The organism is Chryseobacterium wanjuense (assembly GCF_900111495.1).
GTDB lineage: Bacteria > Bacteroidota > Bacteroidia > Flavobacteriales > Weeksellaceae > Chryseobacterium > Chryseobacterium wanjuense.
In genome coordinates this window covers 68523-87210 of sequence record NZ_FOIU01000001.1, presented here as the reverse complement: position 1 = coordinate 87210, position 18688 = coordinate 68523, and the positions used below count along the sequence as shown (strand labels likewise).

The 18688-nt window shown below is 37.4% G+C and carries 9 protein-coding genes; 7 read left to right on the top strand and 2 right to left on the bottom strand.

Going from position 1 to position 18688, the window contains the following annotated elements; genetic code table 11:
- Positions 1–113: 113 nt before the first annotated feature.
- The 7 genes from ccoN to BMX24_RS00305 all read left to right on the top strand — a co-directional run bounded on the left by ccoN (position 114) and on the right by BMX24_RS00305 (position 15241).
- Entirely contained in the window at positions 114–2393 is a 2280-nt protein-coding gene (gene ccoN / locus BMX24_RS00335) for a cytochrome-c oxidase, cbb3-type subunit I (RefSeq protein ID WP_089790003.1), read from the top strand.
- A gap of 17 nt (positions 2394–2410) precedes the next feature.
- A complete protein-coding gene (locus BMX24_RS00330) occupies positions 2411–3298 on the top strand; it encodes a cbb3-type cytochrome c oxidase N-terminal domain-containing protein (protein ID WP_089790001.1) in 888 nt (295 codons plus the stop codon).
- Between the two features lie 299 nt (positions 3299–3597).
- On the top strand, positions 3598–8634 hold the full coding sequence (locus BMX24_RS00325; protein WP_089789999.1) for a translocation/assembly module TamB domain-containing protein: 5037 nt from the start codon (positions 3598–3600) through the stop codon (positions 8632–8634).
- The gene (gene tamL / locus BMX24_RS00320; protein WP_089789997.1) at positions 8634–10958 is read left to right on the top strand and encodes a translocation and assembly module lipoprotein TamL; all 2325 of its coding nucleotides are present in this window, start codon (positions 8634–8636) and stop codon (positions 10956–10958) included. The genes BMX24_RS00325 and tamL overlap by 1 nt, the downstream gene beginning before the upstream one ends.
- 18 nt (positions 10959–10976) lie before the next feature.
- Entirely contained in the window at positions 10977–11900 is a 924-nt protein-coding gene (locus tag BMX24_RS00315) for a YihY/virulence factor BrkB family protein (protein WP_089789995.1), read from the top strand.
- Between the two features lie 234 nt (positions 11901–12134).
- Positions 12135–13703 (top strand): discoidin domain-containing protein, encoded by a 1569-nt coding sequence (locus BMX24_RS00310; protein WP_170835630.1) that lies wholly within the window; start codon positions 12135–12137, stop codon positions 13701–13703.
- A gap of 401 nt (positions 13704–14104) precedes the next feature.
- Positions 14105–15241 carry a hypothetical protein gene (locus tag BMX24_RS00305; RefSeq protein WP_089789990.1) on the top strand — a complete coding sequence of 379 codons (1137 nt, stop codon included), beginning with the start codon at positions 14105–14107 and terminating at the stop codon, positions 15239–15241.
- An 83-nt stretch (positions 15242–15324) separates the two neighbouring features.
- Here BMX24_RS00305 and argS read toward each other — a convergent pair whose 3' ends face one another.
- Together argS and BMX24_RS00295 are read right to left on the bottom strand one after the other, a co-directional pair.
- Positions 15325–17085 carry an arginine--tRNA ligase gene (argS, locus tag BMX24_RS00300; protein ID WP_089789987.1) on the bottom strand — a complete coding sequence of 587 codons (1761 nt, stop codon included), beginning with the start codon at positions 17083–17085 and terminating at the stop codon, positions 15325–15327.
- A 130-nt stretch (positions 17086–17215) separates the two neighbouring features.
- Positions 17216–18676 (bottom strand): SusD/RagB family nutrient-binding outer membrane lipoprotein, encoded by a 1461-nt coding sequence (locus tag BMX24_RS00295; RefSeq protein WP_089789985.1) that lies wholly within the window; start codon positions 18674–18676, stop codon positions 17216–17218.
- Positions 18677–18688 lie beyond the last annotated feature (12 nt).

Sequence of the window (18688 nt, the reverse complement as noted above, 5' to 3'; positions counted from 1 at the left end):
AAACATTATTACGTTACATGATATTTTAATTATTTACGATTTAGATTAAAAATCATTCACAAAATCTTATTGTAAAAGAAAAAATATCACTTCAGTACAATACAATTGGAATTATGGAGACGCAAAGATTTAATTATGACAATGCTATTGTCAAAGCATTCTTGTACGCTACGATTGCATTCGGTTTGGTAGGTTTTTTACTCGGTCTTACGGCTGCACTGATGCTTTTTTACCCCGAACTTCCGGAATTTTTATTCGGAACTGATGATACAACCATTAAAAGCTTGGCATCAGGAAATATTCAGGGGCTGATTAATACACAAGGAGCGTTAGGATTCGGAAGAATAAGAATGTTGCATACAAGTGCCGTTATTTTTGCTTTCGTCTGTAATTCCTTTTTCTGCGGTGCCTATTACAGCATGCAGAGATTATTAAAAACAAGAATGTACAGCGATACCCTTTCATGGATTCATTTCTGGACATGGCAGATCATGATTGTAAGCGTGGTGATCACTTTCTTAATGGGAATCAACACTTCAAAAGAATATGCGGAACACGAATGGCCGATTGATATTCTGATTACCATCTCATGGGTCGTTTTCGGGATTAATATGTTCGGAACGATTGCCAAAAGAAGGGTTCGGCATTTATATGTTGCAATCTGGTTCTACATCGGTACCTGGATTGCCGTAGCCATGCTTCATATCTTTAATAATCTTGAAGTTCCGTTATCTTTTACAGGCTGGAAATCCTATTCAATTTATTCAGGAACAAAAGACGCTTTGGTACAATGGTGGTACGGTCATAACGCAGTGGCGTTCGTATTGACGACTCCGGTTTTAGGTTTAATGTATTATTTCTTGCCAAAAGCTGCAGACAGACCGGTATTTTCTTATAAATTATCAATCATCCACTTCTGGTCGCTGATCTTCGTTTATCTTTGGGCGGGACCACACCACCTGCAATATACGGCACTTCCGGCTTGGGCTCAGGCAGTGGGAACGGGGTTTTCCATCATGCTGATCGCCCCTTCCTGGGGAGGAATGTTAAACGGGCTTTTAACCTTAAGAGGAGCATGGGATAAAGTAAGAGAAAATCCTATTCTGAAATTCTTTGTGGTAGCCGTTACCTGCTATGGGATGGCAACTTTTGAAGGCCCTTTATTAGCCACAAAATCTTTAAATAAAATCGGGCATTACACAGACTGGGTCATCGGTCACGTACATATCGGAGCTCTAGGCTGGAACGGTTTCATGGCATTCGGTATCGTCTATTATCTTATTCCGGTGATGTGGAGAACTGAGCTTTGGTCTAAAAAACTGGCCAACTTGCATTTCTGGCTCGGAACTTTGGGAATTATTTTCTATGCCGTACCCATGTATATTTCAGGTTTCACGCAAGGGTTGATGTGGAAGCAGTTTAATCCGGACGGAACGTTGGTTTGGAAAAACTGGCTGGATACCGTCACTGCGATTATTCCTTATTATAAAATGAGATTTTTAGGTGGGGTGTTTTATCTGTCAGGAGCTATTTTAATGGTGGTGAATGTGGTTAAAACCATTAAACAAGGTTCATTCCAGAAAAATGTTCCTGCGGAAGCACCTGCATTGGCCAACATCGGATCTGCGAGAAAAGAAGGCGAAGGAATCCACTTATGGTTGGAAAGAACTCCAAAATTCCTTTCAATCTTAGCTTTCATTGCTGTTGCAATCGGAGGTCTGGTGGAAATTATTCCGACATTAAGTTTAAAACAAAGTGTTCCTACCATTACCGCTGTAAAACCTTATTCTCCATTAGAACTGGAAGGCCGGGATTTATACATCAGAGAAGGCTGTAACTCGTGTCATTCACAGATGATCAGACCTTTCCGAGATGAGATTGTAAGATTTGAAGGTAAAAACGGACAATATTCTAAGGCAGGGGAATTTGTTTACGACAGACCATTCCTTTGGGGTTCCAAAAGAACCGGACCGGATCTTCACAGAGAAGGCGGCAGAAACCCTGACTCATGGCACTTTAAACACATGTACAACCCAAGAATCACTTCTGCAGGTTCCATTATGCCACGTTTTCCATGGTTGATTGCCAATACATTAGACAAAACCAAAATGGTTGATAAAATGAAATTAATGAAAAATTATTTCGATGTTCCTTACACAAAAGCAGAAATAGATTCCGCCAATCAATGGGCAGACAACCAAGCCAAAGGTATTGTGAAAAGAATTTATGCTGAAGCCAATGATGTAAAACAGCAGGTAGATAAAGACAGAATGGCAAAAGGAAACTCTTTTGTACCGCTTGAGCAAAGGGAAATTGTAGCGATGATCGCCTATCTGCAAAGATTAGGAACGGATATTAAAACCACTCAGGTTCAAACTGCAAGTACCAATTAATTTTAAATAGAATTAAAATGAAAACGAGAACTCCAATTTCAATATACATTCTTGTAACCGTAGGTTTGACGATCATGGCGTTCGAAATGTTCGCACACGATTCAGGATATTTTTCTTCTCCGTTCTTTTGGGGACTGATGCTGATTGCCATTATTTTGCTTCTCATCATGAATTCGATTGGAGATTTAATTGAAAATCAGAATTTCTCCAAATTATCTGATGAAGAAAAAGCTCAATATTTAAAAGAAAAAAATATTCCTTATTTTCAAAAACTCTGGAATTCGGCATTCAAGAAACAGTCTGCTACTGAAGAAAAAGATATCCTGATCGATCATGGTTTCGACGGAATCACAGAACTCGACAATTCACTTCCCAAATGGTGGATCGGGCTATTCTGGTTCGGATTTATTTTCTGCGCAGTGTATATGACGGCTTTTGCTTTTACAGATTATGCTCATCCCGATGCAGAACTGAATGCAGAAACCAAGCAAATGCTCGCTTCCATCGAAGAATATGAGAAAACTGCACCCCAAATCAATCTGGAATCCGCAAAATACAGCGCAGATAATATTGCTGAAGGTCAGGAGCTTTTCAAGACCAATTGTGTAACCTGCCACGGAGAAGGAGGAAAAGGAGGAATCGGTCCGAATTTAACAGATACTTACTGGATTAATATTAAAGAAAAAAGCTTATTCAAAAATGTTTTCTGGATGCTGGAAAACGGCTCTCCCAACAACCCGACCATGCGTCCTTTGATTAAAGAAGGTACTATTACAGGAAGGGATGCAGAAAAAATTGCAGCCTATATCTATCATATCAATCAGGAAACTGCCCCAATTACCCCAGCTCAAGGAGGTGCTGCCCCGCAAGGTGAAGTAGCCAAATGGGAAAACGGAAACAATTAAAAAAAAACTAATATCTCAAACTTACAAACTATACCAAGCCCCCTTGAATAACTAAACTAACATTCGAATTTTCATTTTTGCTAAACCTTTTCAACACTAAAGAAAATGGGATAAAAAGGGGGCTTTAAAAAAACAAAATCCGCGCCTTGATTGTCATCCATCAACAAATTCACTTGACAATTAACTAAACTAAATTCCATAATCGGGCAGTCAAGGCAGGATTTTTGTATTCGCTAAGAGTACCACAACAAGTGCAATAATAAAATACTATTATTATATTTGTTTAAATAGAAACACTCTTGAAACTGAAAATCAATAAAAAAAAATTACTCAGGCGAATACTCATAACCTTTATTTCCATATTGGTTTTTTTCACATTGCTTATTTTTAGCTTGAGACTTCCTGTCGTTCAAAATTTTATCAAAGACAAACTTGTCGTCTATCTTGAAAAAAAAATAAAGACCGACGTAAGCCTCGAAAAAGTTTATATAGGATTTCCGAACAGCCTTGTGATGGAAAAACTTTATTTAAAAGGCCAGGATACCGATACGCTTCTGGCGGTGAGGAAACTGGATGTCGGGCTGCACATGTGGAAACTCCTGAAGTCCACGGCAGACATCACATCGGTCGATATGGAAGGCGTTCGCGCCAATGTGGTGAGAAAACCGGACGGAAAATTCAATTTTGATTATATTATTGATGCCTTCGCGACCAGTGATAAAGAGGAAAGTCCCTCGAAACCCTTCATTATTTCATTAGATAAAATTAATTTAAAAGATATCGGTGTTACTTTCAACGACCAGCAATCCCAGAATGATATAAAACTTTACTTTAAATCTTTCGACACACGGGTAAAAACCTTTGATTTAAATAACAACAAATATGCTGTTAATGACATTAATCTTGACGGATTAAAGTTAAAATTAAAACAAGACCTCGTAAAGGAAGTCTCCAAAAAAGTGGAGAAAAAAGTCGATTCCCTGAACGATAAAAAGCCGATGCAGATTGGCCTGAGAGGGATAAAACTCACCAATTTCGACATCGATTACGGAGATGACAATACCAAAACTTTTGCAAAGGTTCTCTTTAAGGAATTAAGCACAAAAGTGAACAAACTTGATCTGGAGAATAATTCCTACAATGTGGCAAATGTCTATCTTTCCGGAGCAGATATTAATGCCAATCTTTATCTTCCTACTCAGAATGCCAATCCGAAAAATACAAAAGAACCGGAAGTTTCAAAAGCTACGGATCAGGAAAAAGCGTTGAGTTTATTGCTTGGAAAAATAGTTTTAAATGATGTAAAAGTCGTGTACAACAATACGGCGATAGCTCCTACAAAGCAGGGAATGGACTACAACCACCTGAATTTTTCCAAAATGAATGTTGAGGTAAGAAGCTTTAAAATGCAGAATAATACTTTTGCAGGAACGGTAAATTCCGCAGAAATTAAGGAAGCGAGAGGGCTTGATATTCAGAAATTCAATACGGATTTTGTGTATAATGAAAAAGAAGCTTATTTAAAAGACCTTTATTTACAAACTCCCAAAACGCTGCTTCGCGATGAGGTTGTTTTAAATTATAATTCAATCGAGCAATTAAGCTCAAATCTTGGAGCCGTAAAACTTTCAGCCAATATTAAAGATTCAAGAATCGGTTTCGCTGATATTTTAAATTTAGTTCCGACTTTACGAAATACGGTTCCATTCAATAAATATCCAAATGCTATTTTACATGTGAATGCCAATGTAAAAGGAAGCGTGAATGATCTATTGATCAATAATCTGAAAGTTTCCGGATTGGATCAGCTGAGAGTAGCCGCATCAGGAAGAATCAAAAATGCGATGAATCCTGACAATTTGTATTATGATCTCAGAATTACGGAATTGTCTTCATCAGCAAAAACGATCTTCAATTTGGTTCCGAAAAACACCATTCCTTCCAATATTTCCCTTCCTTCCAACATGAGCGTCAAAGGTGTTGCAAAAGGCACCACAAAGGTTGTAAATGCCAACCTCAACCTCTACTCTACATTGGGAAATGCTGCGGTGGTCGCCCAAATCGATATGAGGAGAAAAAACCATGAATTGTATGATGTAAAAGCCAATCTTCAGGGTTTACAGATCGGAAAGATTATTCAGAATAAAGATATTGGGGCAGTTACGGCACAGATTGCTGCAAAAGGAGAAAGTTTTGATTTTAAAAACGCAAAAGCAGACTTGAAAGGCTATGTTGCATCCGCAGTCTACAAAGGGTACCGCTATCAGAATATGAATCTTACGGGGAAAATCAATCGTGGGGCTTACAATATTGTTTTAAACTCAAAAGATCCGAATGCTAATTTATTATTAACCGCTTCAGGAGTTTATAACGAAAAAAATCCTACGGTAAAAGTAGACGGAGACATCATCAAATTAGACCTCAACAAACTTGGTTTCTATGAAAAACCAATGATTCTTGCCGGAAAAATTGACGCAGATTTTACCAGCTTAGATCCCGATAACCTGAATGGATATTTGAATCTTAAAAACTTCGCTTTTTCCGACACAAAAGAAGTTTATCCGTTGCAGGAAGTTAATTTGAAAGCTTCTTCCACCAATGATTCTACTCATATTATTTTGAATTCGCAGATCGCGGATGTAGAATTGAAAGGAAAATATAAACTGACGCAGATTTTTGGTTCTTTAGCCAATACTGTGAACCAATATTATCAGTTCCAAAAACCTGGAAAAGCTCAGAAAATCCAGGCGGGACAGTTCTTTGCGTTTCGTGCAAAAATAAAAAATGACGATGTCATCAGAAAATTTGTTCCGGATCTGAAGAGTTTTGAAACGATCAATTTAGTCGGAAATTATGATGCCGATTCCCAGAAAATTGAAATCGACGGGGAGATTCCGCAGCTTCTGTATGGTGAAAATTCAATCGAAAATGCTTCCCTGAAAGTCACCAACGAAAACCAGGCCTTACAATACAACTTCAATGTCGCCGCGTTGAAAAGTTCGAGCTTTGCTTTAAATAAAGTAAATATCACCGGAGACGTTGCGAATAATGTCATCAATTATAATATTACCACGAAAGACCAGAAAAATGTTACCCAGTTTTTAATTGCAGGAAATGCAAAATCTTTGAACGACATCACGGAAATTTCGTTAAATCCAAATGGTTTAAAATTAAATTATACCGACTGGACTGTTGCAGAAAACAACAAAATCCAGATCAGTGACAATGGAATTTTTGCAGATAATTTCAGACTTTCGAATGGAGGAAGCGAAATTTCTTTACAGTCTGAATCCCAATCTCCAAATGCTCCTCTAAATGTTTCGTTGAAGGATTTTAAAATCGAAACCATTACGGAATTAATTAAAAAAGACACCGTTTTAGCCAGAGGAAATATCAACGGAACGGCTCAGCTTCGTAATCTGACGAAAAATATGACCTTCACTTCAGATTTAAAAATCACCGATTTATTCGTATACGGAAGTCCTGTCGGAAATGTCGATGCGAAGGTAAACAACACTTCACCGAATCTTTTAAATGCTAATATTGTTCTTTCAGGAAATAATAATGATGTGAAAATTGTGGGAGATTACAATACTTCTTCAAGCTCGTTTGACATGAATATGGCCATCAACCAGCTTCAGATGAAGAGTGTACAAGGATTTTCTATGAACGCGATTACGAATACGGAAGGCTATCTTTCTGGCAACCTGAAAATCACTGGAACTACGGATAAACCTAATATTGTAGGGAAAGTAAAATTCAATGAAGTCGGGCTGCAGATTGCAGAAACCGGAAGTGATTTCAGAAAACTGAATGATGAAATTGATTTTACAAGCCGTGGAATAGAATTTAATAATTTTAAAATTAACGATAAAGACGGAAACTCGATGGATATCGACGGACAGGTTCTGACACAGACGTACAGAGATTTCGCGTTCAATCTTGATGTGAACGCCAAAGATTTCAAAGTCGTGAATTCTCAAAAATCGGATGATGCCATCATGTACGGGATTTTAGCGATCGATGCAGCATTACACATTCGCGGAGATCTGGATCTACCGAAAGTTGACGGAAGATTAGCCGTTGCCGACAATACGGATTTTACGTTTGTACTTCCGCAATCCACCCCTTCTATGCAGGATAGAGAAGGAATTGTAGAATTTATTGACCAGGATCAGGTTGTTTTAAATAAAACCATCAAAACAGATTCTCTCAACTCCCAAAGCCGTATCAAAGGAATGGATGTGAGTGTAAATATTGAGATCAATAAAGACGCAAAATTATCTTTATTAATCGATAAAGCCAACGGAGATTTTGTAAAACTTCAGGGAGAAGCAGATTTAACGGGAGGAATCGATCCTTCGGGAAAAACTACTCTTGTCGGGGTTTATGAAGTAGAATCCGGAAGCTATGAAATGTCGGTAAGTATCATGAAACGTAAGTTTGATATTCAAAAAGGAAGCACGATTACCTGGACGGGCGAACCAACCACGGCAATTATGGATATCACCGCCGTTTATAAAACAGAAGCGGCACCGATAGATTTAGTTGAACAGCAGATCAGCGGGGAAAGTGCCGATGTGATGAACCAGTTTAAGCAAAGAATTCCTTTCAGTGCATTATTAAAAATGAAAGGAGAATTGCTGAAGCCGCAGATCAGTTTTGATATTACCACTGATGAAGACAACAATTCCGTTTCTTCAACGGTTACGGATATTGTCGAGCAAAAACTTACCCAGCTCAGAAGTCAGGAATCTGATATGAACAAACAGATTTTTGCTTTATTATTATTAAACAGATTTATCGGTGAAAACCCATTTGAATCCGGAGCCGGAATGTCCGGAGAAATGCTGGCGAGACAAAGTGTGAGTAAAATTCTTTCGCAGCAATTGAATAACCTGGCCTCAGGATTAATCAAAGGAGTGGATCTTAATTTTGATCTTGAATCTTCCGAAGATTATTCCACAGGAGCAAAAAATACACGAACCGACCTGAATGTAGACATCAGCAAAAAACTGTTGAACGACAGACTAAAAGTTTCGGTGGGAAGTAATTTCGGACTCGAAGGAGATGCCCGCCAAAATGAAAGCACGACCAATATTGCAGGAGATGTTACGGTAGATTACAGCCTTTCCAAAGACGGAAGATACATGCTTCGCGCCTATCGTAAGAATGAATATCAGGTGGCTCTGCAAGGGCAGATCGTGGAAACCGGAGTCGGGTTTATCATTACGTTAGACTATGACAAATTCAGGGAGATTTTCCAAAAATCCAGAAACAAAAGACAGAGAGAATCCAGAGAAAATAAGAAAAACCAAGTGGTAGAATTTAAATAATGAAAAAAATCCAAACTTATTTTAAATATTTGTTTGCGTCCGGACTGGCTTCCGCGACGCTTTCGTGCAGTAATACAAAATATCTGAAGGAAGGACAGATGCTGTATACCGGCGCCGAAATCAATATTAAAAACGATTCTCTTTCCAAACAGGAAGAAAAAGATCTGAAAGCTGCCCTTGAAAGCAATCTTACACCGAAACCGAATTCTACATTTTTAGGACTAAGACCAAGATTATTTTTCTACAATATCGCCAAAGAACCGAAAAAAGAAAAAGGGTTTAATTACTGGCTTAAAAACAAAGTCGGTGAAAAACCCGTTCTGTTGGGTGATGTAGACCGAGAATTCAATAAAGATATTATTCAAAATTATTCTGAAAACAAAGGATATTTCAATGCAAAAGCCACCTACGACACAGTTTCTAAAGATAAAAGAGCCAAGGTCATCTATAATGTAAGTCCGGGAGCCAGATATTTGATCAGTGATGTGAGATTTCTGAAAGATTCTACAATCATTAATAAAGAAATTCAAACCCTTACCGATAAAACTTTTCTGAAAAAAAGCAATCCTTTTGACCTTGATGTCATCAAAGCTGAAAGAGACAGAATCGACAACGGGCTGAAAGAAAAAGGGTTCTATTATTTCAGTCCTGATAACATTATCGTACAGGCGGACAGTACAATCAGCAAAAAACATAAAGTTGAACTTATTGTAAAACTAAAAGACAATACTCCTGCGCTTGCGACCGAGCAATTCAGTATTGATAAAGTAATTGTTTTCCCGAATTACAATATAAGAGACGTGAAGGATGGAAAATACAATGTCCCAATGAATGCAGATTCTCTTCAAAAATATGCTCATGAAGACATCTATGTGATTGATCCTGAACATAAATTTAAACCAAAAATTTTCGACAGAGCTTTATATTTTAAAAAAGGAGATCTTTACAACAGAACAAATCACAATCTTACCCTAAACCGACTGATCAGTCTGGGGGTTTTCAAGTTTGTGAAAAATCAATTTGTAGTTTCCGATTCTCTGCAGCATAAATTCGATGCTTATTATTTATTAACCCCGAGACAAATCCAGTCCCTTCGTCTGGAAGCTTTGGGAAGAACCAATTCTGCCAACTACGCAGGAAGTGAATTAAACTTAAACTGGACCCACAGAAACTTTTTCCGTGGAGCTGAGCAGTTCAAGGCTTCTATTTACGGCGCTTTCGACGTTCAGATCGGTGGGCCTGAGAATGCCAATAATATTTTCAGAGCAGGAGCCAATGCCCAGCTTTCGATTCCAAGACTTGTTGCGCCGTTTAGATTTAATTCTTCAAGTGCTTTTGTACCGAGAACCAATATCATATTGGGATATGAATTCCAAAACCGTACGCAGAATTATACTTTAAATACCTTCAATGCTTCATTCGGCTATGTATGGAAAGAAAATGCTAGAAAAGAGCACGATCTTAAAGTGATAGACATCACGTATGTATCACCGGCAAATGTCACCCCGGAATATCAGGCTAAAGCAGATGCTAATATTTACTTACAGAGGGTAGTTGACAAACAGCTTATTTTCGGGCCTATTTATTCGTATACCTACACCAACACCATGCTACAAAAGCCTAATACCATCTATTATAAAGGTACATTGGATCTGGCCGGGAACTTAACCGGATTATTGATGGGTGCTAATGTGGATAAAGGCAAACAGAAAAATATTTTCGGAATTCCTTTCAGTCAGTTTGCAAAAATTGAGAATGATTTCAGGTTTTATCACAAGTTTACAGAAAAAACTTCTTTAGCAACAAGAGCGATTGCAGGCGTTGCTTACCCATACGGGAATTCTGATCATATTCCTTTTTCTAGACAATTTTTCTCCGGTGGTAGTAATAGTGTGAGAGCCTTCCGTGCAAGGACTTTGGGACCGGGAAGTTTTGATCCCAGAACGCTGACTCCGGGAGAATTTTTTGACCAATCCGGGGATATAAAGTTAGAATTAAATGCCGAATACCGAGCCAATCTATATAAATTTCTCAATGTCGCCGTTTTTGCCGATGCCGGAAATGTATGGCTGGTAAATGAAGACCCCAAAAGACCCGGCGCCAAATTTTCCAAAGAATTTTTGAGTGAAATTGCTGTGGGAGCAGGATTTGGTCTGAGACTTGATTTTTCTATTTTAATTTTAAGATTAGACCTCGCCATGCCATTGAGAGTTCCGTATTATGAAAAAAATGAAAGATGGACATTTGACAGGATTAAATTCGGAGATCCAAGCTGGAGAAAAGATAATCTTATTTTGAATATTGCTATCGGATATCCTTTCTAAACATAAAAAACACAACAAATGAGAAAGCATGTAAATTTTTTTTGGGAAACCTTGAAAGAAACCTTCTCGGAATGGAACAATTCCTCCGCCATGAAAGATTCGGCGAGTCTGGCGTATTACGCTATTTTTTCCATTCCCGGATTATTAATTATCATTATCTGGATCGCAGGATATTTCTTTGGTGAAGAAGCCATCCGCGGAGAGATCAGCAAACAGATCAGCGGTGTTATGGGACCTGAAGTTTCAAAAAGCATCGAAGACATGATTGCCGGAGCTTTAATTGACAAACACAATGTCATTATGAAAGCCGTAGGAGTCGGAGCTTTGATTTTTGGTTCCACTACCCTCTTCTTTCAGTTGCAGCATTCGCTGAACAGTCTTTGGGATGTGAAATCTGCCCCGAAAAAAGCGTTGGTAAAATTCCTTCTGGACAGGGTCAATTCATTGGGAATGATTCTGATTTTGGGATTTTTATTGATGATTACGATGATTCTGTCTTCATTAATCAGTGTTTTTAATAAAATTATCACCCGATACTTCGGCTTTGAAACCTATATGCTCGTAGAATTGGTGAATTTTGCGGTAGGCTTCGGATTCGTAATGTTGCTTTTTGCATTGATGTTTAAAGTTCTTCCGGATGTAAAAGTCAGTTGGAAGCCCGTATGGAAAGGCGCTTTTCTTACAGCAGCTTTGTTTACGCTGGGGAAATTCCTGTTGAGTCTTTATTTCGGAACGACAAAACCTACTTCGGCTTTCGGTACGGCAGGAACGATTATTTTGATTATGATGTGGATCAATTATTCATGTATGCTCATTTTCTTCGGTGCAGAATATACCAAAGTGTATGCTTATAGAAAGGGGTATAAAATCAGTCCGTCTAAGCACGCCAAATGGAGTGACTCGAAATTATATGGGGAAAGCTTGAAAAATCAGCAATTATAATGTATTGTATTCAATTTGAAAAAATTTCATTATTTCTATCATTAATCCGATTTAACATAATAATATTTTAATCCATTAAAAACCAACACGATACAAAAATAAAAATTAACAATTTTTTACCGTAGCCTTTTTTTAATTAATTATTATTAACGATACTTTTCATTGTTTTCGTAATGCAAGTTTAAATATTTGTTTAAATCAAATTTAAGCACAGAAATTATGAAAACATTTTTTTTGAACATTTTATTATTCAATCTTTTATTGCTGTTTACCAGTTGTGAACAAGATTTATTAGAAACTGAGATTGCATTAAAAACCGACACTCAAAACAGTGCTAAAGTTACCTCCGGAATTTATCAGTCTGACCAGCCTTATAACCTGAATGTGGTATATTTTGTACCTTCGGATGTTCAGATGCGTCCGGAATATGAGAGAAGAATTAGCGAATTTATTTTAGCTGCGCAGGAATATTACCGTCAGAATATGCATAATTGGGGCTACAGTAACCGCACGTTTGGAGTATTGAAAAACCCATTAACAAACCGGGTTAAAATTACTATCGTTCATGCGGCAAATCCCATGTCTACGTATTCGGCTTCCAGTTATCATCCGATTTTATCTGAGGTGAATGCCTGGTTTGCAGCCCACCCTTCCGATAAAACCAGTGAACATACGATTGTTTTTACTGCCGTGCCTACTCCGGAAACACCTATTCCTTTTGTAGGAAATGGTACATCGTGTTTTGTGGGTGATAACGAAGCGTGGGACTATCAGAATTTTAACAAAAATACACCGGAAGGAACAACTGTAAAATGGTATATGGGCGGCTTTCTTCATGAGCTGGGACATGGTCTGGGACTTCCGCATGATGCTCTGCCCAAAAGTCAGCAAAATGTTCCCGGCTACGGAACATCGCTTATGAGCTGGGGAAATTCAACCTATGGATATTCTTCAACCATCCTCACCAAATCGAGTTGTGCTATACTAAATAATATTCAGGTTTTTGCAACTACCGCAAAACCTTTCTATGGGGGAAATAAAAGTTTTACTATTAACCAACTTTACCACAGCTTCGAAAACGGAAGAATAAGGATTTGGGGAACATATACTACAAGTCAGCCCATTAATGCGATTAATACTTACTTCAGTCCGAATAATCAATACTATGCGGTTTCCTCTGTTGCAGATGGCAATCTGGTCAATTCCTTCAGTACCTATGTAGATATTTCGGATCTGTATTATACCAACACAGATTATCAGTTTATAATTCAGGCTCAGTTTCCGGACGGCGGTGCGGTCTATAAAGTCTATAATTTCCCTATCGTAAACGGAATTCCTAAAATGGATTTTCAGACGGAAGTGAGCAGAACGGGCTGGACAATCAGCAGCAGCTCGGCATACCCTGCCTATCCCGCATCTTTTGCTATAGACGGCAACCTTAATACTTACTGGCATACCAATTACAGTCCGGGTGTGTTACAAACCGATCCGGTTCCGGGCCAGGCGCAAACGTTCCCTTATTTTTATGATATTAATATGGGGGCTGCAGATTATATCTGGGGACTGGTTTTCACCCAACATCAAGGTCTTGCCCGAAATGCCAAAAACATTAGTGTCTACACCCGCGCCAGCACCGCCGAAGGATGGACTCATCGCGGAAATTATGACCTTAAAAAGGTGGCTTATAAACAAAATGTTTTATTTTCTCAGGCATTGGCCTGCAGGTATATCCGTATTGTTTTCAACAGCAGTTATGATGGCGAACCATATATCGCGATGGCCGAGATCGGGGCACTTAAATAAGTTTCTATCAAAATTAATAAGACAAAACCATCAGACCAAAGCAATTTTTTTTGCTTTGGTTCTTTTTTATCAAGGGTTTAATAAAATAAGGGCAATTCTTTTGTAAGCGACTACAAATTCTTCTACTGCATATCTACTTAAAAACTTCTTTTTTTGCTGTGATTTAAGCTAAAAATCTCTGAGATAAAAAAAAGTGTTAATATCAAAAAATGCATTCAAGTCCAAATTTGGATTAACATAATTATTTTTAAAAATTACTAATAATCAATTAATTATAAAAAATTAAATTAACATTTTATAACGATAATCTTTTTTTCATTAATCATTATTAACGTGAGTTTTCTTGTTTTCATACCCTCAAGTTTAAATCTTTGTCGCACTAATCCAAACACAAAAAAATTATGAAAACAGTTTTTTTTAAATCATTATTGATGAGCATTTTTCTATGCTCCATTAGCTGCACGGAAGATTTCTTTGAAAATGAAATTCCGAAGTCAGAACCTATAGCCGGTAAGACCACTATAGGAGCCTACCAATCGAGTTTGCCCTATAACCTGAATGTAGTTTATTTCATTCCTTCGGATGTCTCTGCGCGACCTGAATATGAAAGAAGAATAAGTGAATTTCTGTTGGCTGCCCAAGAATATTACCGCCAGAATATGTATAATTGGGGCTACGGCAACCGGACTTTTGGTCTATTAAAAAATCCTACAACCAATAGAATTAAAATAAATGTAGTGAGTGGATCAAAACCGATGGCATCTTACAACTATTCATCGGGAAATCAGATCTTATCTGAGGTAAATAGCTGGTTTGCAGTCCATCCCACCGATAAAACCAGCGAGCATACGATTGTTTTTACGGCTACGCCCAGCATTAATACCGAAATCCCTTATTATGGATTGGGCAGAAATTGTTTTGTAGGAGACAACGAATACAATGATTATCAATATTTTAACCAAAATACAACACGGGGAAATCAGGTCAAGGCCTATATGGGAGGCTTGCTGCATGAGCTGGGACATGGGATGAACCTTCCTCATGATGCTTTGCCTAAAAGTCTGCAAAATACCCCCGGCTACGGAACTTCCCTTATGAGCTGGGGCAACCAGACCTATGGCTACTCTTCTACTATTTTAAGCAAACCCACTGCGGCTATTCTTAACAATTGTCAGCTTTTTTCTACTGTAGCAAAACCTGCCGGTTATTTTTACAATCAAAATCATGGTATGCAGGCATCTGTGACCCAACGAACTTTATCCAACGGGCGGATTCATGTCTGGGGTAATTTCAGTGTGGGTTCACCCATTAATTCATTGAATGTTTATTTCATGCCGAAAGACGCGCCTTATCATGCCGTATCCGGAACTGCCATCCAGGGATCGAATGCATTTTATACGTATCTCGATATTTCTGATCTTTATCTTACAGACCGAAGCTACACGATTGTCGTGCAGGCACAGTTTGTAGACGGCGGATCAAATTGGCAGACATTTCCGTTATTCAATTTTGTAAATGGGACTCCTGTGATACAGTGATTCGATACAACGTGTAAACAATTTTATAGAGCTTATGAGCTTTCATAAAAAAACCTCCTGATTTCTCAGGAGGTTACAATATTTTACATTCTGTTTACTGTGGATATTCCCAGAAGGTGTAAAGATTTTTTTATTGTTTTTGCTGTAAGATCTGATAAATTTAAACGGAATTGTTTTAAATTTTCATCTTCAAGCTTTAAAATATTATTAGTTTGATAAAAAGAATTGTAGGCTTTAACCAAATCATAAATATAATTGGCGACCAAAGCCGGACTCAGCAATTCTGCAGACTTCTGAACGATTCCTTTGTAATTTGACAGCAGCATAATGACTTCTTTTTCATGCTGATTAGCTTCAATTTCAGGAACTTCTTTATATTCATAATTCCCATTATTTAATAAAGATTGAATTCTGGCATATGTATAAAGAATAAATGGCCCTGTATTTCCGTTGAAATCAATACTTTCATCCGGATTGAACAGCATTTTTTTCTTAGGATCAACTTTTAGCATAAAATATTTTAATGCAGCCTGACCAATTATTTCATAAGAAACTTCTTTTTCTTCATCGGAAAGACCTTCCAGCTTGCCCAGTTCGATAGTTTTTGCTTTTGCGGTACTATGCATTTCCTGCATCAGATCATCTGCATCTACGACAGTTCCTTCACGAGATTTCATTTTTCCGTTTGGAAGCTCTACCATTCCGTAAGACAGATGGTACAACTGATCTGCCCATGAATATCCTAATTTTCCTAATATTTTAAATAAAACCTGGAAATGATAATCCTGTTCGTTTCCAACAGTATAAATTAACTTTTGAATATCATTTTGTTTAAAACGTTCTACTGCAGTACCCAAATCCTGTGTCATATACACCGAAGTACCGTCTGAACGTAATAATAATTTTTGATCCAAACCATCTTCCGTAAGGTCGCACCACACAGAACCGTCCTCTTTCTGATACAGAACTCCCTTATCCAAACCTTCCTGAATAAGGTCTTTTCCTAAAATATAAGTATTGCTCTCATACTGAACCTGATCAAAATCTACCCCTAATCTTTTGTATGTTTCATTGAAACCTTTATAAACCCATGCATTCATTTCGTTCCAAAGATTTCTTACTTTTTCGTCTCCATTTTCCCAATCCAACAACATTTTCTGTGCTTCCTTCATCAAAGGAGCATCTTTTTTTGCCTGTTCTTCGGAAATTCCCTGTGCTACGAGTTCAGAAATTTCTTTTTTATATTCCTGGTCAAATTTTACATAATAATTTCCAACAAATTTATCTCCTTTTGTATCGGTAACTTCAGGAGTTTCTCCTTTCCCGAATTTCTCCCAAGCCAGCATCGACTTACATATGTGAATTCCACGATCATTAATAATCTGCGTTTTAATCACATCATAACCCGCTTCTTTAAGAATCTGACCCACAGAAAAACCTAATAAATTATTTCTGATATGCCCTAAGTGAAGGGGTTTGTTGGTATTCGGAGAAGAATATTCTACCATTACCGTAGAATTTTTCTTTTCAATTGTATCAAAATCGTTATTGATAGATCTGAACTGATCTACAAAAAACTGATTTTTAACTTTAACATTCAAAAAGCCTTTGATAACATTGAAGCTTTCCAGTAATTCGGTTTGTTCTGTTAATGCCTCTCCCAATTCAACCGCAATACTTTCCGGATTTTTCTTCAATTGCTTTACCAACGGGAACGTTACGATTGTAAAATCTCCTTCAAATTCGGTTTTATTTTCTTGAACTTCCAGATTAATGTCTTTCAACTGATAGACATTCAAGATAACTTCCGAAAGTTTTTCTTCTATTATATTTTTAATATTCATGTGTGTATCGTTTTTAAGCTATACGAAACAGCCTTAGTCTTCTTTAATTTTCGAATCACAAATATACGGAAATAAAAAAACCGCCCGAAGGCGGATTAAATATGAATGTTAACTAAGGTGTTTTTTTAGTTTAATTAATGTCCCAGAATACTTTGGTAGTCAATTTATCACCTCCTATTGCTGATGATGCTTGACTCCAATTAGTTCCATTAACTGTCTGTTCGTTAATCGGATATGTCAATCTTGTAGGAACCTTACCCGCTGCAGCAGGGACTGCATTAGGTGCTGTTAACACAGGATAATCAAGCCTTCTATAAAAGTTCCAAGATTCAAATCCTCTGTTATACATAGCGATCCAAGCTTGTTGTCCAATACTTTGTTTCCAATTTGCAGGAGAAAATACGACACTAGGATTTGCTAAATATGTTGTGATATCAGATGTTGATACTCCCCACTGCTCCATAGATCTTTTGATAGCATCTTCGTAATATTTTTGTGCTGTGTCACCAACACTATATCCTCTAGCAGCAGCTTCTGCTAAATAAAAATTAACTTCTGAAGCATCAAATAAAAGTCCTGGCTTATTCGGAGCCAATAAACTATTTCCAATATGAGAGTTGTCATTATAATTATTAGTTAATCCTACTGTACCACCTACATAACTTCCACTTACCGTTGTAAAATAGAATTGTCTTCTAGGGTCGTTCAAAGTATTCATTACATCCACTATTCCTTTTTCTGCAACAAAGTCGTTTCTATTACTTGCTATTACTTCAGCATACAAACGATTAAAGTTTGGAGATGTTGCATCATACTTAAATAATGAATTTGTAGCATTATTCAACAATACTCCTCCTGCAAATGCAGACTCAACAGCCTGCTTAGCTAATGTAGGATTAACGTCTGCCAAATTGATCCCAACTTTCAGTTTTAAACTGTTTGCAAAAATAATCCAATCTGCTACATTACCATTATAGATATTGTCACCTGTTTGAAAACTAGGATATCCGGCATCTAAAGTTGCGATAATAGAATTGAGTCTTGCAATTAAATCTGCATAAATAGTTTTTGCGTCATCATATTTTGGAAGTACAATTGTTTCTGGTTTTGCAGCCTCAGAGTAAGGAACATTTCCAAAACTGTCAACTAGAACCTGATAAGTATAAATTTCCATTAAATTAAGAATTGCCAATTTATTTGCCTGCTGCTTATCCCATGCAGCTTGTGGTGTTAAAGTAGGTTTTATTTCTGATGGAATTATTTTTTTTGCCTGATTTATGTTTCCTAATACATCAGTATACAATGCAAGCCACATATTGTCCGGAACTTTTCTTGTCCCGGTAAAATTGAAACGTGCATCGTTTCTGTATATGGTAGTAGCCAAGTAATGTTGGAAAAATCTGAATACATTTAAATTCACACTTGGAGTTTCCATTTGATCCATCAGTTCTTTTTGAGCATTTGTCAAAAGAGGTTCAGCTGGAACTTCATATGGCTGGCTTTGATTATTATTAAAATCTTCGTCTCCATTGATACAGCTCGTTAGCATTGCTAAAGAACCTATAGTAAGTATTGAAAATATCTTTTTCATTTTAATTCTGGT